Raw genomic sequence first — 15,704 nt, 5'->3', positions numbered from 1 at the left:
TTTTCCTGATTGAATAACAAAGTGCTCAAAACAAACAAAGGAAGCAGCAGCAAAAAAAAGGGATATGTAAAATGAAAGGAATTAAGCATAGAATTCTCTTAGCGTATCTAAAAAATTTTCTATTTCATGAGAGAGCTTTTGCGGTATCTGTAGAGATTTTTGTTGGTATTTATAGAGAAAAAGCTGTGAAATTATATGCTCAAGCTCTTTTTTCTGCTCTTGTGTTTTTGCCAGTTTTCTTCCGTAATAGGTAAAAAGATAAGCACTTTGTTTGACATTATAAAAATTTGAATGCAGCAGTATTTTCAAATAGCATGTTTCGTCTGTTTTATTTTTTTGCACTCTTTTTTTATAAAAATAAAAGAGTGCAAAAAACAGTATAAAAAAAAGCAGTATAAAAAACACTAACAGATACAAAGAGTTGTCCGGTACTGTTACAGGAGCAAAAATATCATTTATTTCATTCATGTTTTCTCCATAAGACCGATAATTTTTTCAGCCGGATCTTCATCTGTGTAAATTTTCACAAAACGGACTCCTGCTGTTTTGAGTTTTTTATACAGCATCTCATCATTTTGTACTATTTTTTTTCTATAGGAATGGAGCGTTTTTTTGTTAAGGCTTATCTCTGCACTCATACCCAAAGCCGGGTCGGTAATATGCAACTCTCCCAGTTCTGCAGGATTTTCTTCAAAACGGTCACGGACAATAATAAGTACAAGCTCATGTTTCAGACTCAATGCCATCAAATTTAAATCATGCGTATCAAAAAAATCTCCGATTAAGAACAGAATGCTCTTTCTTTGAATTTGTCTGTAAAGAGCCTGTGTACTATACGAATAATCCAAAGTTTTTCCAAGGACATCAAAACTCTCAACCTTTTCCAGCAGTCTTCGCACAGCAAAAAGCTGTTTTGTTTTTTGCGTACACAAAAAAAGTGTGTCACTGCAGATATAGCTCTCAAAGGGATTGTTTTGCTTGACACAGCTGTAACTGAGTAATGCACAAATCTGAGTCAGTAAATCTTTTTTCAGTATTTTCGTTCCAAAATGAAGCGAACCGCATAAAAACGGAACAATCACTACGTTGAGTTCTTTTTGCTGATGAAAAACTTTCACATAGGGTTTTGTAGTTTTTGCACTTATAATCCAGTCAATATGCCTTATATCATCTCCGCTTTCATACTCTCTGAGTTCTTGAAAATCATATCCCTCGCCTCTTTTTTTTGAAATATTTTCCCCTGCAATTTTACTAAAGACTTCTCTTTGTGTTTTGATAAGGATTAGTGCAAGTTTTTTATTGGACTCCAAAAGTGTTTTTAGCATGCTGTTACGGTATTTCTATAGATTCTAGGATTGTTTGAATAATATCATCACTGCTTAACCCCTCTGCAATGGCGTCATAACTTAAAATGATACGGTGTCGCAATACATCTTTGATGCTCAGAGCAATATCTATAGGAGAGACAAAATCATTCCCTCTTAAATAGGCTCTTGCTTTGACGGCTTTGAGCATATTTATCGTTGCACGCGGACTTGCTCCAAAAGCTATATATCGTTCCAACGCTTCAAGACCGTATTTTTTCGGATCTCTTGTTGCAAAGATCAGTCTTACTATATAGGTACTCAACTCCTCTTCGATATAAACAGCTTTTACCTCTTCTTTCATCTCTTCGAGTTCACTGGCCAAAAGAACCGGTTCAATGGTTTCAAAAGTCTCATTTGCAGCTTTTTGTGCTATTAAATACTCTTCATCTTCTGTGTTATAACCGACAATTACTTTAAACATAAAGCGGTCTAACTGCGCTTCGGGCAAAGTATACGCGCCCTCCTGCTCAATCGGATTTTGTGTTGCAAGCACCAAAAACGGAGGTTCGATTTTAAAACTTTCATCACCGATTGTAACCTGTCTCTCTTGCATGACTTCCAAGAGTGCCGATTGTACTTTTGCAGGCGCTCTGTTTATTTCATCTGCCAAAAGCAAATTTGTAAAAACCGGACCGTGTTTAATTTTAAACTCTCCGGATTTGACATCATAAATTTCTGCTCCGATAATGTCTGACGGCAGTAAATCAGGAGTAAACTGCACACGTTTAAAATCCAGGCTCAATGCTTTTGACAAGGCATTGACGGCCGTTGTTTTTGCAAGACCGGGAACCCCTTCAAGCAATATATGTCCGTTTGTAATAAGTCCGATAAGCAGAGCATCAATCATATTTTCATGACCGATGACCCCTTTTGCTATTTCTTGTTTTAATAATTTTATCTTGTTTTTCATATATAAAGTGTAGTATTAGTTTGTAAAAGATATGTAAAATATATTTACAAAGGAGTTTTATTATGGACACAGATGAATTTTACCTCACAGACGAAGAAAAAAAAGCACTCAAAGAGATAGCAAAAGCAGCGCTTTATGAAGCTGTTATACACAACCGAAAAATTGCCCTCGATGAAGAGAAAGTACCTCCAAAATTCAAACTGCACCTCGGTGCTTTTGTCACACTTAAAGAAAACGGCAGACTCAGAGGCTGTATAGGACGATTTGAACCGGATGAGCCTCTTTATCAAGTCATTATAGATATGGCAATTTCCGCTTCACGGTATGACACCCGTTTTACCCCTGTCACAAAAGAAGAACTTGACAATATAGAGATTGAAATTTCAGTGCTTACACCGAGAAAAAAAGTCAATTCTGTTGATGATGTCATTGTCGGCAAACATGGAATATATATTGAATACGGCAATAAAAACGGTACCTATTTACCGCAAGTGGCAACAGATATGGGATGGGACAAAGAGCAGTTTGTCAGAAGCTGCTGCATTGAAAAAGCGGGAATTGCACCCGAGCATTGCAAGGATGCAACGCTGTATGTATATGAAGCGATAGTCTTTTAAGACTTCCTTCATCCTCTTTGGGACCTATTTTATTTCAAGCAGTCTTGAAAAATACTCTTGCGGATGTTTACACACAGGGCATTTTTTCGGTGGTTTTTTTCCATAATGAACATGCCCGCACACTTCACATATCCATGCTTCTTCTTCATCACTTTCAAACTCATGTCCGGAAGTTAGACGTTCTAAAAGCATTTTATACATTTTCTCATGCTCAATTTCCACTTTGCCAATAGCCGTAAAAAGTGCAGCTGCTTCTTTATCACCCTCTTCTTTGGCAATTTTTGCAAAATCAGGATACATATCAGAATTTTCATAATGCTCACCATTAATGGCATCTTGAAGATTTTCCATTGTCTTGCCAAAGCTCTCTTCACTGTTGTTTTTGAGCCTGTTATGCAGGGCAAATTCTAATTTTGCATGCTCTTTTTCATTGTTTGCCGCTCTTTGGAAATGGGCAGCTATATCTCGGTAACCTTCTTTTTGTGCTACTTTTGCATAAAATTCGTATTTGTTTCGGGCTTGAGATTCTCCGGCAAACGCTTTCATAAGATTGACTAAAGTAAGATTTTGAGTAATCATCTCCATTGCCACGCCACAACAATGCAGTTCTCCTCCTCCGACTGCCTGTATTTCTACAATATTTCCACATTTGTTACATCTATACGTTTCATACTTTCTCATAGCAACACCTTTATATTGAAATTTTCCATCATTATTGCACATAGAAACTTAAGGACAGCTCTCAAAACCCTGATAAATAAAAAACAGACTCTCCATTCAGAACAATATTATTATATTTTCAGTACAATAAATATATTTTTTAATTTTTACAAGGATTTTGACACCATGAGTTTTTTAAAAGAGTACGATGAAGAAGTTTATAACTTGTGCGAAAAAGAGTTAGAGAGACAGACTAACCATCTGGAAATGATAGCAAGTGAAAACTTCACACTTCCGGCAGTAATGGAAGCTATGGGTTCGGTTTTTACAAACAAATATGCTGAAGGGTATCCGGCAAAACGCTACTATGGCGGATGTGAATATGCTGACAGCGTAGAACAGCTGGCTATAGACAGAGCATGTAAACTTTTTGGGTGCAAATATGCAAATGTGCAGCCACATTCAGGATCACAGGCAAACGGAGCTGTTTATGCGGCACTTTTAAAAGCAGGTGACAAACTTTTAGGTATGGACCTGAGCCATGGCGGACACTTGACACATGGTTCCAAACCAAGTTTTTCAGGGAAAAACTACTCCAGTTTCACCTATGGTGTTGAACTTGACGGACGTATTAACTATGACAGAGTTTTAGATATCGCTAAAATTGTACAGCCTAAAATCATCGTATGCGGGGCTTCTGCGTATGCCCGTGAAATTGATTTTAAGAAATTTCGTGAAATTGCCGATGAAGTCGGTGCAATTCTTTTTGCAGATATCGCACACATTGCAGGTTTGGTAGCCGCAGGTGAGCATCCTAGTCCATTCCCTCACGCACATGTAGTTACAACAACTACACACAAAACACTTGCAGGACCTCGCGGCGGTATGATAATGACAGATGATGAGGATATAGCAAAGAAGATAAACTCTGCTATTTTCCCGGCTCTTCAAGGCGGACCGCTTGTACATGTAATCGCTGCAAAAGCAGTTGGTTTTAAACACAATCTTACACCAGAGTGGAAAGATTATGCGAAACAGGTAAAGAAAAATGCTTCTGTATTGGCTGATGTACTTATGAAACGCGGCTATGATGTCGTAAGCGGAGGAACAGACAATCACTTAGTGCTTGTCAGTTTTGTAGGCAAAGAGATCTCCGGAAAAGATGCTGATGCAGCTCTGGGAAATGCAGGGATCACTGTCAATAAAAACACTGTTCCCGGAGAGACACGAAGTCCTTTCGTAACATCAGGTATTCGTATCGGTTCACCGGCACTTACATCTCGCGGTATGAAAGAAAAAGAGTTTGAACTCATCGCAAATAAAATGGCAGATGTTTTGGATGATATCAACAATACTGAACTTCAGGCAAAAATAAAAGAAGAACTCAAAGAACTTGCACAAAATTTTGTAATATACAACCAACCAACATATTAAGGTTCCCACATGACTGCCATGGATTTAAAACTTATAAAAATGGTAAGTGACCACTACTGGATCAAAAGAGATACGGTAGTGAACAAAATCACCTTTAAAGGGCGTACTTTTTACAATAAATTTGAAAAAGTCAATGCGCCTTTAAACCAGTCTGTGATTAACAAACATATAAAAGGTGAAATAACTGTAGCCCATTCGATTGTGGACAAAAAAGGGATTGTTGAAAATATAGTTATTGATTATAACGGCAGAGATCCTGAAAGATTTTATCACAAAGCACAGCTTCTTTTACGAGAAGAAGGTTTTATTAACTTTACAGCCTATGAAACAAAGACCAAAGGGCATTTGCATCTCTATATTCACAAAGGGCATACAACACTGCAAGAAGCGATACAGCTTGGCAAAATGATCAGTATGAAACTGGCTGCAAAACAGCCAAAGCAGTGGAGAATGTTTCCGACAAATGATTTGCCTGATGAATACAACATTTTGACACTTCCTTATGAAGTCTATGCAAAAGAGAGAGGCGCTTCGTGGTCGAAGCATATGTGATTTTGTTCTTTAGGTTATTTTTGGTATCATAGAACAAATAAAAAATTGAGGGTATAATAGTATGAATGATAAGAATGAACTAAGTGATATTGTCCTGAATAAAAACGGCTCTTCCAGCTCAAATAAAAAAATAATTCTCGCTGTTGCCACATTGGGAATTATTCTCATAGTAGTTGTAATGCTTATGAATTCACTTAATTCCAAGGGGACAGACAACTTGCCTCAAGCTATACTGCCGCCGGAACCTCAAGCCAAAACTCTTACACAGGAAACACCTGAAGAACCTCTTTTTGAAGAAGTGGATGTCATACAGGAAAATAATTCTGTTGATGAAGATTTAGATAAAATCGCACAAAAACTCAAACAAGAAAGTAAACAAGAACATAAAACAGTTGCTGCACCACAGAAAAAAGTAGTGACTCAAACCAAAAAAGTGACACAGAAACCCCAGATAAAACAGAAACCTCATGGAACATCAAAGGTAAAGTATTATATACAGGTGGGGTCTTTTTCAAAATATGAACCAAATAAAAAATTCCTAAAATCTATTACGAATTTAGGCTATAAATATAGATATCATAAAGTTACAGTCAATTCAAAAACACTTAACAAAGTATTGATTGGACCATTTAAAACACAAAAAGAAGCAAATAATGCTAAACGTGTTATTCGTGCCAAAATTGAGCCGGGTGCATTTTTAGTAAAATTATAATTTTACAAGGGTAATCTTGATATATTCTAAACAATTTACACAAGATCAGCTGGCACCTATTGCCGTTTATTCAAAACTAAAAGAGTTTTTCAAGGAGGAGGTCTCCTACCTTTTTGAAAGTGCCGGACAGAGTGAGGGAAACTACAGTTTTATCTGTATAGGTGCGAGAGAACGCTTACAGTTTATAGACGACAAAACAGTCTATACAGACAAAAACGGTACAAAACATATTAAAAAAGAAAATCCTTTTTCCTTTTTAAAAGAGTATTATAAAAATATAGATACAGACGAATATAAAAATGCCACAAAAAAACTAAATGTCGGTTATGTGGATGGATTTATCGGCTATATCGGTTATGATATGGTAAAAGTCTTTGAGCCAAAACTTCGATCATTCATGGACAACCTCAAAGACGAATTAAACACTCCGGACTTAGACCTGATTTTACCAAAACTTGTCCTTGTCTATTCCCATAAAAATCATCAGATTACACTTATTTCGACACTCAAAGAGTACAGTGAAAAATTTCAAGCCATTGAAAATGATTTAAAAGGCACATATACTTACAAACACAGAGTCTTCAACATTGGAGAGGACAAAGGAAGCTTTGCCCATACAAAAGAAAAATTCTTTGCCATGATAGACAAATCAAAGGAGATGATTAAAAGCGGTGATGTTTTTCAAATTTTGATGACAAATCGTTTCACTAGACATATAAAAGTGCACCCTTTTAGTTTTTATCGTATTCTTCGTACAAAAAATCCCTCCCCTTATATGTTTTTAATGGAGTATGAAGATTTCAGTATCGTCGGCTCATCGCCTGAAGTTATGGTGAGACTCACAGATACACAATTGCTTCTTCGCCCAATTGCCGGTACAAGAAAACGCGGAACTACAAAACAAAAAGACAAAGAACTTGAAAAAGAACTGCTCGCAGACCCAAAAGAGTTGGCTGAACATTTAATGCTTATAGATCTTGGCAGAAACGATGTCGGCCGGGTTGCCAAAACCGGTACAGTCAAAGTGGAAGATATTATGCATATAGAGCGTTTTTCACATGTTATGCATATTGTTTCTGATGTGGTAGCAACACTCGATGATGACAAAGATATGTTTGATCTGTTTATGGCAACATTTACAGCAGGTACTATGACCGGTGCTCCAAAAATTCGTGCTATGGAACTTATAGCCGAATATGAAGGCTTAAAACGCGGTTTTTACAGCGGCAGTGTCGGATACTTCGGGTTTGACGGAAATATGGACAGTGCAATTGCCATACGGACAGCCCTTGTAAAAGAAGACAAGGTAGTTCTTCAGGCAGGTGCAGGCATAGTCGCAGACAGTATAAAAGAACTGGAGTATCTTGAAGTAAACAATAAACTGGGTGCGCTCATTCACTCACTTGAAGATTTAGATAAAAAAGACTAAAAGAGATACAATGCATAAACTTTTCTCCATCTTTGGAAATCCTGTTTCACACTCCCGCAGTCCTCTGATGCACAACAGCGTTTTCAAAAATCTTAATTACAATGCCTGCTATACACGCACGCTTCTCAAAGATGGCAACAAACTCAAAGAAACCTTTTTTTCTCTGGGCCTGAGCGGTGCCAATGTCACAGTACCACACAAAGAGAGCGCCTATGCTGCCTGTGATGAAGTTCGGGGCTTTGCAAAAAAAATCGGAGTTGTCAATACACTTATAAATGAAAACGGAAAACTTATCGGCTACAATACAGATGCTGATGGCTTTATGTATGCCATAAATGAGTTTAAAAATATACAAAATATTTTGGTACTTGGTGCAGGCGGCACAGCAAAAGCTCTTGTGCAAAAATTTTTAGAAGAAGGTTTACATGTAAGCATACTCAACAGAAGCAAGGCACGCCTTACATACTTTGAAAAACTTGACTGTGAATGTTATACATGGGAAAATTTTCAGCCCAGTCAGTATGACTTGGTTATAAATACAACAAGTGCCGGTCTCAAAGATGAAAATCTGCCTGCACCAAAAGAGATGATTGAAGCTGCTTTGCAAAATACTCGCTATGTTGCAGATGCCATATATGGCAGAATTACTCCCTTTTTACAACTTGCCAAGGAAAAAGGTCTTACATGTAAAGACGGTGCAGATATGCTTTTGGGACAGGGAGTTTTGGCAAATGAACTTTTTTGCAACTTTGAACTTGACAAAGAAGCCATAAAAAAGGAGATGCAAAAAAGTTTTCTTTACTAACGAGAAAAGCTAAAACCTATAGAAAGTTTTGTGATATCTTTGTTGTAATCTATTAAAGACTCTACATATCCACTAAAAAGTTTTATATACAGATATGATTTGTCTTTTCGTAAAGGGTAAGAATAGGTCGCTTCAACCGCTCCTCTCATACTGTCTATATTCCCTCGTGCCATCAGACTAAACATATGTTTCTTATAAAAATAGGTAAATTTTACCTTTGTATACCCTAAATATTTCATTAAATCAGGATTATCACTTAAATTTGCACTTCCCGGGAAAGGTACCAAAAGTGTTAAGTCTGTAATAAGCGTACTATGTTGCAATCGCAATGTTGTATAAAAATAATTTATACTTTTAGAGAGATTAAAACCATTAAATTCTGGTATATACTCTGTATTCGGCTGTCCGTTTGATTTATGTGCAATAGCAAATTTTAATGATCGCATTTGAAATATTGAGCTTTTGTCACTAATGGGAAAAACAACAAATCCTTCAGGGTTATATAAGTTTTCTCTAAAAGGAGAAGATGTAACATATATCTGCCAAAAAGCCTGTTGCGTATATGCCAAAGAGTATTTTTCCCCTAAACCAAAAATATTTTTAAAAACTTGCAATTGCAAGCTCACTTGGATTTCAGCTTCAAACTTATCATATGGCACAATATCGAGTTTATGATTTATATACTTCTTATTTGCAACACCAAAAGGTAAAAGGTAATTTGCTTTATAGGGACGAAGACCAAAAGAGTTATCAAGCCATTTTTGCATATTCTCTTTTGAAGTATCATTTGTAATATTTTCAATATTTATTTTACTTTTTGTTGCATCAGAGATTTGTTCTGCCTGGAGCACCGTTACTATTAAAATCACATATAAAAATAATCTCATCTACACCCTTACTCTATCTTCTAACGCTCTCGTTAATGAAAGCAAATCTATATTTTCCAAACTGACTCCTGTCGGGACACCCTGTGCTATTTTAGAAAAATTCAAATCATATATACCAAGTTTGTCTTCTATATACAGAATGACGGCATCATTTGCTATTGAGGGCGTAAGCGCAAACAACACTTCTCTTATTCCATTTTGTACAATAGTTTCCAGATGTGTCATACTTAACTCTTCGAGTGATTCCAAAACAAAATATTTTCCGTCAAACAGGCCATTTTCTTCCAAAAGCAAAATATCTTTAGCATTTTCAACTATGCACAATAAAGATGTGTCGCGTGTCTCGTCACAGCAGATATGACACAGTTCATCTTCGCTCATACCACCACACTCTTTGCATTTTTTCAGACTCCCCAGGGCATCTTCAATAGCATGTGCTATTTTCATCCCTGCAAATGTATCGTTCATAATCATATGATACGCCAGTCTTGTCGCCGACTTTTTTCCTATACTCGGCAATTCACCGAGTGCATCAACAAGCCTGTTAAATTTTTCCAAGGAACTGTTCATTCATTCACTTCTTTTTTATTTGGCATAAATAGCCATAGCTGTAATGGTGATTGTAGTTTTCCGGCAATTTGCAATGCATCCTCTCCACTGCCTAAAAACAGATCTGCCCGTACAGGACCTTTGACAGCCCCACCCGTATCTTGGGCAAAAACGATATTATTAAATTTTTCTTTTCCGAAATTTGATGACAAGTATAGCATATTTCCCAACGAAATATATTTTTTATCAACTGCAATAGAACTTTTCTCTCGAAGTTGTAACCCTAATGCACCTGTTGCACCTTTGTCTCTTTTTGTAAAAAAGACCAAAGAAGGATTGTAATCAAGTATTTCATCGATCTGAGAGGGATGTTCCTCCAACCATTTACGGATACTCTGCAAAGAGATGTTTTGCAAAGAAATTTCTCCTTTTTGCACCAAATACTTTCCTATTGATTTATATTTATAGCCATTTTGGTTTTCATACCCTATATACATCGTCGAATTATCATCCAAGATTACCTTTCCTGAGCCCTGTACCTGTAGAAAAAATCTGTCTATTTTAGAATCACAGTAGCAAATGACCGAGGCATTTAAATCATGAAGCTTTGCTTCTTTGCGGCTGTAATAAGGAACCAGTCTGTTATTTTGTATCTTTCCTCGAAGCCTGTAGTTTTTGAGTTCGGGATATATAGAACTCAGATCTACAACAACCAGATCCTTTGGTGTTGCATAAATCGGGTATTTGTAGGTATCGCTCTTATGAAAAGAACCGTGTATCCATGCTTCATAGTACCCGGTTAACAATCCCTCCTTATTTCCACTTTTATCAGCTATTGAGTAAGGGGTGAAGTTATTAAGCAAAAACTGTTTTGCATCTGTTACATGTAAGGCTTTTTGACATAAATTTTTATAGATTTTTTGTCCCTGTGTACTTTTACAGTTATTTGTAAAATTATTTAAGAATTCATCATAATTTTGTTCTTGAAATCCGGGAAGTTTTGAAAAAGATGTTTTGGTAAAATTTACATTTTTTATTTTACTCGGCTGTGGCGACTGTGTATGTTTGTTGCACCCTAAAAAAAGTGTCATCATCAGGAAAAAAAGAGTTGTTTGTTTCATAAACAGTATTATATCATCTAATTATTTTTTTTTAAACTACAAAATGGGTATAATTTCAAAAAAATATTTAAATAGGATTTTATTATAATGGAACACTTAAGCTATTATGAGATTTTAGAAGTATCACAAAATGCAGATAAGGCAACTATCAAAAAAGCTTACCGAACTTTGGCAAAAAAATATCATCCGGATAAAAACTCTGGGGATAAAGAGGCAGAACACAAATTTAAGCTTATTAATGAAGCCTATCAGTGTTTGAGCAATGACCAGCAACGCAGTATTTATGACCGTTATGGCAAGGAAGGTCTCCAGGGAATGGGCGGCGGCAGTCGATCTTCTTCAAGTTTTGATGATTTGGGGTCTATGTTCGAAGAGATGTTCAGCGGATTTGGCGGCGGACGCACAAGACGCCAAAATCCTGCCGATATGGACAAATATCCGCTTGACATGAATGTCGATATTGTCATTGATTTTAATGAGGCTGTATTTGGCTGTGAAAAAGAGATAAAATACACCTATAAAAAAGCCTGTGAATCATGCAAAGGTACAGGAGCAAAAGACGGCAAGCTCTCAACATGTCCGCAATGTAAAGGACAGGGGCAAATCTATATGAAACAGGGCTTTATGACCTTTTCTCAAACCTGTCCGGTATGTAACGGAACAGGTACCTCAGCAACAGACAAATGTAGAAAATGCCATGGCAAGGGTTATGAAGAGGTAAAAGAGACTATTACCATCTCTGTGCCAAAAGGTATTGACAGCGGGAACCGCTTACGCGTTTCAGGAAAAGGAAATATCGGCAAAAAAGGAAACCGTGGCGATCTTTATGTAACATTTGAAGTCAAACCTGACAAACATTTTATAAGAGATGACAATGATGTATATATTGAAATTCCGGTATTTTTCACGCAAGCTGTTAAAGGAGACACCCTGACAATACCTTCTTTAACAGGCGAACTTGAACTAAAACTTGACATCGGAACAAAAGACAAACAACGGTATGTCTTTAGAGGTGAAGGGATAGAAGATGTCCATGGACACGGAAAAGGTGATTTAATCGCTGTGATCAACATCCAGTATCCTAAAAAACTGACTGATGAACAAAAAGAACTTTTAGACAAAATTCAAGACTCTTTTGGCATAGAATCAAAACCTCATGAAGGTATTTTGGATTCAGTGATAGACAAAATGAAAAACTGGTTTAAGTAACCCTTATGAATAAAACACGCCTTAAAAATCAACTCTCATCACTGGCACTTTCCATGTTTAGAAAAGATTTTTTTGGCATATATCACGGTTCAATATCTTCCAAAACAGACAAAAGCCGCTTTATCATCAACACAAAAGAGGCTATATTTGACAACATCAATGAAGAGAGTCTTATAGAGTTGTCTTTCAAACAGGACTACAGATGGAAACAGGCAAGTATAGACGCCAATATTCACCAAGGCATCTATTCTCATATTTCAGAAGCAAAATTTATATGCTTCAGTATGCCACAATTCACTACAGCCTATTCGCTTGAACATAACATTATCATTCCAAAAGATTATTTTGGATATACAGAGATAGGCTTGGTGGAAATAATCGATCCCAAACAATTTGAAGACTGGTATGAAAGAGCACAAAGTGAAATTATTTTGTATTTTCAAACAAAAAAGACAAATCTGATGGTGATTCGCGGATATGGGGTCTATGCATACAGCAGAGATATTCATGAAATGGCAAAAAAACTTGCCATTTTGGAAAAAAGCTGTCGCTTACTCATGTTAGGTGATTCGTGTAACTCTCTTTGTGATTATGACTAAAGCCCTGTTATGGCTTCATATGCCACATCCATCATAGTATCTATCTCTTCCTTAGTTATCACATAAGGCGGCATAAAATAGACTATGTGTCCAAGCGGACGCAGTAAAACACCATGTTCAAGCCCATATTCATATACTTTTAGCCCTATTCTCTCTTTAGCATCATAGCCTTTGAGTTCCACAACGCCAACCATCCCTGTCTGTCTGATTTGTTCTACATTCGGCAATTCTAAAAACCTTTGGAGTTTTTTTGACATATAGTCTGCAAGCTCTCTGTTCTTTTCAATAATATTTTGATTTTCAAAAATATCAAGTGTTGCATTTGCAGCGGCACAGGCTAAGGCATTCCCTGTATAGGAATGAGAATGCAAAAAAGCTTTATGCTCATTATAGTCACAGTAAAATTTTGCATATATGTTATTGGAAGTCAGAACCACAGAAAGCGGTAAATATCCACCGGTCAAGCCTTTTGAAAGAATCAGGAAATCGGGAGATATTCCTGCTTTTTCACAGGCAAAAAGTTCTCCTGTTCTTCCAAAACCGACCATTACCTCATCGGCTATAAGATGAATATCATATTTTGTACATATTTCCCGAACAAGTACCAGATACTTTGCATGATACATATGCATATAGCCTGCACCCTGTATAAGAGGTTCTAATATCAAGGCACTGATTTGTGATGCTTTTTCCTGACACAGTTCTTCAAACTTCTGCGCTGCTTCTACAGCTGCCGTCTCACTCATATCAACAGGGACAGGTGTTTGAATTGTTTTGATCAAAAGAGGCTCATAGGTCTCTTTGTAAAGTTTCACATCTCCGACACTCAAAGCACCTATGGTTTCTCCATGGTATGAATTGCTTAAAGAAACAAAAAGAGACTTTTTCTTTCCGTCGTTATAATGAGCATGATAACTCATCTTCAAGGCAAGCTCAACAGCAGATGAACCGTTATCTGAGTAAAAACACTTATCCAGGTTAGCCGGTGTTAGTTTTACAAGACGCTCAGAGAGCCTTATAACCGGTTCATGCGTAAAACCTGCCAATATAACATGTTCCAAAGTATCAAGCTGTTCTTTTATTTTTGAATTAATATATTCATTCGTATGTCCAAACATATTTACCCACCAGGAGCTGATAGCATCTATATACCTGTTTCCCTCAAAATCTTCCAGATAAATACCGTGTGCTTTTTTAATCGGAATAAGCGGCAGCGTTTCGTGGTCTTTCATTTGTGTACACGGATGCCAAAGGACATCCAGATCTCTGTTTTTCAATTCATTGTTTTTCATGGGCAAATTATACCTTTTATTTTCTCTCTTTATCAAGTTTTAATACGAATTTACATAGAATATCAAACAATATCACAAACAAGGTTTTTATTATATGATTACATGGATGCAAAGACATAAGAAATGGCTTATTATAACTATATGGATTTCAACAATAGCATTTGTTGGAGCAGGCTTTGTCGGCTGGGGACAATACAGCTATGGCAACAAAGCAGGTGCTGTTGCAAAAGTGGGAAATGTTGAAATTACAAACGGTGAACTGCAAAAAACCTATTCTCGTCTTTATGCACAGTATAATCAAATGTTTCAGGGAAACTTTGATGAAGAAAAAGCAAAACAGTTCGGATTGGACAAACAGGCACTCCAACAGTTGATACAGCAGGCATTGCTTATAAATCTTGCACAGTCCTATGACCTTATTGTAAGTGACGAAGAGATGATTGAAGCACTCAAACAGCAAAAAGCTTTTTACAAAAACGGAGCATTCGACAAAGAGACATACAAGCTTGTCCTTTCCCAGAACAGACTGAGTATCAAAGAGTATGAAACCGAGTTGCGAAAAGAACTTCTTATACAAAAAACTTTGAAACTACTTCCTGTAAAAACATCAAAAAATGAAGAAAATATTTTAAACACGATTTTCAACATCGCAGACAAAATAAACTATAAAGTTCTTGCACTTGATGACATTCAGGTTTCTGTAGACAATGAAGCATTAAAAAAGTTTTGGCAAAAACAGAAAAACAATTTTATGAATGATGTTGTTTACGAGGTTACTTTTATCAAGGTAGCCCCTGTAACAAAAAAATTCAGCGATACAGAGATTGCGACATACTACAAAGAAAACAGAACACATTTCAAAGGCAGTGACGGTAAAATTTTAACTCTTGAGGCAGCTAAAGAAAAGGTTCTTAGGGAGCTTAATGCAAAAGCGATGAAAGACAAAGCCTTACGAACATATATAGCATTTAAAAAGAACAAACTCCCGGACACTGTAAAACCGCAAAGTACTCAAATCTCAAAATCAAACAATCCGTTCAATGAGCAAACACTCGATACAATTTCCAAACTGGCACTGACGAAACCATATACAAAACCGATAAATATCAATGGAACATACTATGTTTTTGAGTTAACAAAAACAATACCTGCAAAACCAAAATCATTTGAAGAAGCAAAAGCGGAAATTTTACCACTCTATATAACACAAAAGAAAAAAGAAAAACTGATGAAACTTGTCAATGATTCTGTAAATACTTTTATAGGCAAAACTTCTGATTTTCTTACTGTGACTTCTGTAGACAAGTTAGCACCTCTAAGTAAGCAAGAAGCTGCTGATTTCTTACAAAAACTGTTTGTGAGTGATAAAAAAAGATCTTATATCGGTCTGAATAACGAAAAAGTTGTTTTATACAACATTTTGGAACAAAAACTGCTTACAAATAAAAACAACAATGTTAGCGATACTGTCGCAAAATTAAAAAATACTCTGTTTAACGAAGGGCTTATAAAAACGCTTCAAAACAAGTACCAAACTGAGATTTATATTCAAGGACTCTAA

Annotated in this window: 17 protein-coding genes; 9 read left to right on the top strand and 8 right to left on the bottom strand. The window is 36.4% G+C overall.

The annotated features are described in order from the left end of the window. Positions 1 to 81: 81 nt before the first annotated feature. Genes ETP70_RS04860 through ETP70_RS04850 form a run of 3 tightly spaced genes read right to left on the bottom strand, consistent with a single transcriptional unit; the run spans position 82 to position 2,277 of the window. Positions 82 to 468 (bottom strand): hypothetical protein, encoded by a 387-nt coding sequence (locus ETP70_RS04860; RefSeq protein ID WP_151900124.1) that lies wholly within the window; start codon positions 466 to 468, stop codon positions 82 to 84. Further along, complete coding sequence (locus tag ETP70_RS04855) at positions 465 to 1,325, bottom strand: DUF58 domain-containing protein (protein ID WP_151900123.1); 861 nt, start codon at positions 1,323 to 1,325, stop codon at positions 465 to 467. Before ETP70_RS04855 ends, ETP70_RS04860 begins: the two co-directional genes overlap by 4 nt. Before the next feature lie 4 nt (positions 1,326 to 1,329). After that, positions 1,330 to 2,277, bottom strand: a complete 948-nt coding sequence (locus ETP70_RS04850) for an AAA family ATPase (RefSeq protein WP_151900122.1) — start codon at positions 2,275 to 2,277, stop codon at positions 1,330 to 1,332. Positions 2,278 to 2,339: 62 nt separating this feature from the next. Here ETP70_RS04850 and amrA point away from each other — a divergent pair, with 62 nt between their 5' ends. Beyond that, positions 2,340 to 2,894: an AmmeMemoRadiSam system protein A gene (gene amrA / locus ETP70_RS04845; RefSeq protein WP_151900121.1), complete on the top strand. Its 555-nt coding sequence runs from the start codon at positions 2,340 to 2,342 to the stop codon at positions 2,892 to 2,894. Positions 2,895 to 2,918: 24 nt separating this feature from the next. Here the strand turns inward: amrA and rbr are convergent, their stop codons facing one another. Continuing rightward, complete coding sequence (rbr, locus tag ETP70_RS04840) at positions 2,919 to 3,575, bottom strand: rubrerythrin (RefSeq protein ID WP_151900120.1); 657 nt, start codon at positions 3,573 to 3,575, stop codon at positions 2,919 to 2,921. Positions 3,576 to 3,740: 165 nt separating this feature from the next. Between rbr and ETP70_RS04835 the strand changes: the two genes are divergently transcribed. The 5 genes from ETP70_RS04835 (at position 3,741) to ETP70_RS04815 (ending at position 8,486) form a co-directional block, all read left to right on the top strand. Then, positions 3,741 to 4,988 carry a serine hydroxymethyltransferase gene (locus tag ETP70_RS04835; RefSeq protein ID WP_151900119.1) on the top strand — a complete coding sequence of 416 codons (1,248 nt, stop codon included), beginning with the start codon at positions 3,741 to 3,743 and terminating at the stop codon, positions 4,986 to 4,988. 9 nt (positions 4,989 to 4,997) lie between these two features. Next, positions 4,998 to 5,540: a DUF1882 domain-containing protein gene (locus tag ETP70_RS04830; protein ID WP_151900118.1), complete on the top strand. Its 543-nt coding sequence runs from the start codon at positions 4,998 to 5,000 to the stop codon at positions 5,538 to 5,540. Between the two features lie 61 nt (positions 5,541 to 5,601). After that, complete coding sequence (locus ETP70_RS04825; RefSeq protein WP_151900117.1) at positions 5,602 to 6,252, top strand: SPOR domain-containing protein; 651 nt, start codon at positions 5,602 to 5,604, stop codon at positions 6,250 to 6,252. Between the two features lie 16 nt (positions 6,253 to 6,268). Then, positions 6,269 to 7,681 (top strand): anthranilate synthase component I family protein, encoded by a 1,413-nt coding sequence (locus ETP70_RS04820; RefSeq protein ID WP_151900116.1) that lies wholly within the window; start codon positions 6,269 to 6,271, stop codon positions 7,679 to 7,681. Between the two features lie 10 nt (positions 7,682 to 7,691). After that, on the top strand, positions 7,692 to 8,486 hold the full coding sequence (locus ETP70_RS04815; RefSeq protein WP_151900115.1) for a shikimate dehydrogenase: 795 nt from the start codon (positions 7,692 to 7,694) through the stop codon (positions 8,484 to 8,486). On the opposite strand, the gene ETP70_RS04810 is transcribed toward ETP70_RS04815, so the two are convergent. The 3 genes from ETP70_RS04810 to mltA are packed head-to-tail and all read right to left on the bottom strand — an operon-like array spanning position 8,483 to position 11,043. Further along, positions 8,483 to 9,373 (bottom strand): phospholipase A, encoded by an 891-nt coding sequence (locus tag ETP70_RS04810; RefSeq protein WP_151900114.1) that lies wholly within the window; start codon positions 9,371 to 9,373, stop codon positions 8,483 to 8,485. The two genes, ETP70_RS04815 and ETP70_RS04810, sit on opposite strands and share 4 nt — an antisense overlap. Beyond that, the gene (recR, locus tag ETP70_RS04805) at positions 9,374 to 9,943 is read right to left on the bottom strand and encodes a recombination mediator RecR (RefSeq protein WP_151900113.1); all 570 of its coding nucleotides are present in this window, start codon (positions 9,941 to 9,943) and stop codon (positions 9,374 to 9,376) included. Next, the gene (gene mltA / locus ETP70_RS04800) at positions 9,940 to 11,043 is read right to left on the bottom strand and encodes a murein transglycosylase A (protein WP_230973314.1); all 1,104 of its coding nucleotides are present in this window, start codon (positions 11,041 to 11,043) and stop codon (positions 9,940 to 9,942) included. Before mltA ends, recR begins: the two co-directional genes overlap by 4 nt. Before the next feature lie 87 nt (positions 11,044 to 11,130). Here mltA and dnaJ point away from each other — a divergent pair, with 87 nt between their 5' ends. Beyond that, entirely contained in the window at positions 11,131 to 12,252 is a 1,122-nt protein-coding gene (gene dnaJ / locus ETP70_RS04795) for a molecular chaperone DnaJ (protein ID WP_151900112.1), read from the top strand. A 5-nt stretch (positions 12,253 to 12,257) separates the two neighbouring features. Next, positions 12,258 to 12,851 carry a class II aldolase and adducin N-terminal domain-containing protein gene (locus tag ETP70_RS04790; protein ID WP_151900111.1) on the top strand — a complete coding sequence of 198 codons (594 nt, stop codon included), beginning with the start codon at positions 12,258 to 12,260 and terminating at the stop codon, positions 12,849 to 12,851. On the opposite strand, the gene ETP70_RS04785 is transcribed toward ETP70_RS04790, so the two are convergent. Next, positions 12,848 to 14,143, bottom strand: a complete 1,296-nt coding sequence (locus tag ETP70_RS04785; RefSeq protein ID WP_151900110.1) for an adenosylmethionine--8-amino-7-oxononanoate transaminase — start codon at positions 14,141 to 14,143, stop codon at positions 12,848 to 12,850. The genes ETP70_RS04790 and ETP70_RS04785 overlap by 4 nt on opposite strands. Positions 14,144 to 14,237: 94 nt before the next feature. Here ETP70_RS04785 and ETP70_RS04780 point away from each other — a divergent pair, with 94 nt between their 5' ends. After that, on the top strand, positions 14,238 to 15,704 hold the full coding sequence (locus tag ETP70_RS04780) for a peptidylprolyl isomerase (protein ID WP_151900109.1): 1,467 nt from the start codon (positions 14,238 to 14,240) through the stop codon (positions 15,702 to 15,704).

The organism is Sulfurimonas hydrogeniphila (assembly GCF_009068765.1).
GTDB lineage: Bacteria > Campylobacterota > Campylobacteria > Campylobacterales > Sulfurimonadaceae > Sulfurimonas > Sulfurimonas hydrogeniphila.
Note: the sequence above shows the minus strand (reverse complement) of the source record. Positions and strands in the feature narration are given on the sequence as shown.

What these genes read in the sequence shown, in the direction of transcription:
- ETP70_RS04850 (WP_151900122.1), bottom strand. Translation starts at nt 2,277, where the DNA reads ATGAAAAACAAGATAAAATTATTAAAACAAGAAATAGCAAAAGGGGTC.
- ETP70_RS04810 (WP_151900114.1), bottom strand. Translation starts at nt 9,373, where the DNA reads ATGAGATTATTTTTATATGTGATTTTAATAGTAACGGTGCTCCAGGCA.
- recR (WP_151900113.1), bottom strand. Translation starts at nt 9,943, where the DNA reads ATGAACAGTTCCTTGGAAAAATTTAACAGGCTTGTTGATGCACTCGGT.
- amrA (WP_151900121.1), top strand. Translation starts at nt 2,340, where the DNA reads ATGGACACAGATGAATTTTACCTCACAGACGAAGAAAAAAAAGCACTC.
- ETP70_RS04785 (WP_151900110.1), bottom strand. Translation starts at nt 14,143, where the DNA reads ATGAAAAACAATGAATTGAAAAACAGAGATCTGGATGTCCTTTGGCAT.
- ETP70_RS04835 (WP_151900119.1), top strand. Translation starts at nt 3,741, where the DNA reads ATGAGTTTTTTAAAAGAGTACGATGAAGAAGTTTATAACTTGTGCGAA.
- ETP70_RS04860 (WP_151900124.1), bottom strand. Translation starts at nt 468, where the DNA reads ATGAATGAAATAAATGATATTTTTGCTCCTGTAACAGTACCGGACAAC.
- ETP70_RS04815 (WP_151900115.1), top strand. Translation starts at nt 7,692, where the DNA reads ATGCATAAACTTTTCTCCATCTTTGGAAATCCTGTTTCACACTCCCGC.
- ETP70_RS04790 (WP_151900111.1), top strand. Translation starts at nt 12,258, where the DNA reads ATGAATAAAACACGCCTTAAAAATCAACTCTCATCACTGGCACTTTCC.
- ETP70_RS04855 (WP_151900123.1), bottom strand. Translation starts at nt 1,325, where the DNA reads ATGCTAAAAACACTTTTGGAGTCCAATAAAAAACTTGCACTAATCCTT.
- ETP70_RS04830 (WP_151900118.1), top strand. Translation starts at nt 4,998, where the DNA reads ATGACTGCCATGGATTTAAAACTTATAAAAATGGTAAGTGACCACTAC.
- dnaJ (WP_151900112.1), top strand. Translation starts at nt 11,131, where the DNA reads ATGGAACACTTAAGCTATTATGAGATTTTAGAAGTATCACAAAATGCA.
- mltA (WP_230973314.1), bottom strand. Translation starts at nt 11,043, where the DNA reads ATGAAACAAACAACTCTTTTTTTCCTGATGATGACACTTTTTTTAGGG.
- ETP70_RS04825 (WP_151900117.1), top strand. Translation starts at nt 5,602, where the DNA reads ATGAATGATAAGAATGAACTAAGTGATATTGTCCTGAATAAAAACGGC.
- rbr (WP_151900120.1), bottom strand. Translation starts at nt 3,575, where the DNA reads ATGAGAAAGTATGAAACGTATAGATGTAACAAATGTGGAAATATTGTA.
- ETP70_RS04780 (WP_151900109.1), top strand. Translation starts at nt 14,238, where the DNA reads ATGATTACATGGATGCAAAGACATAAGAAATGGCTTATTATAACTATA.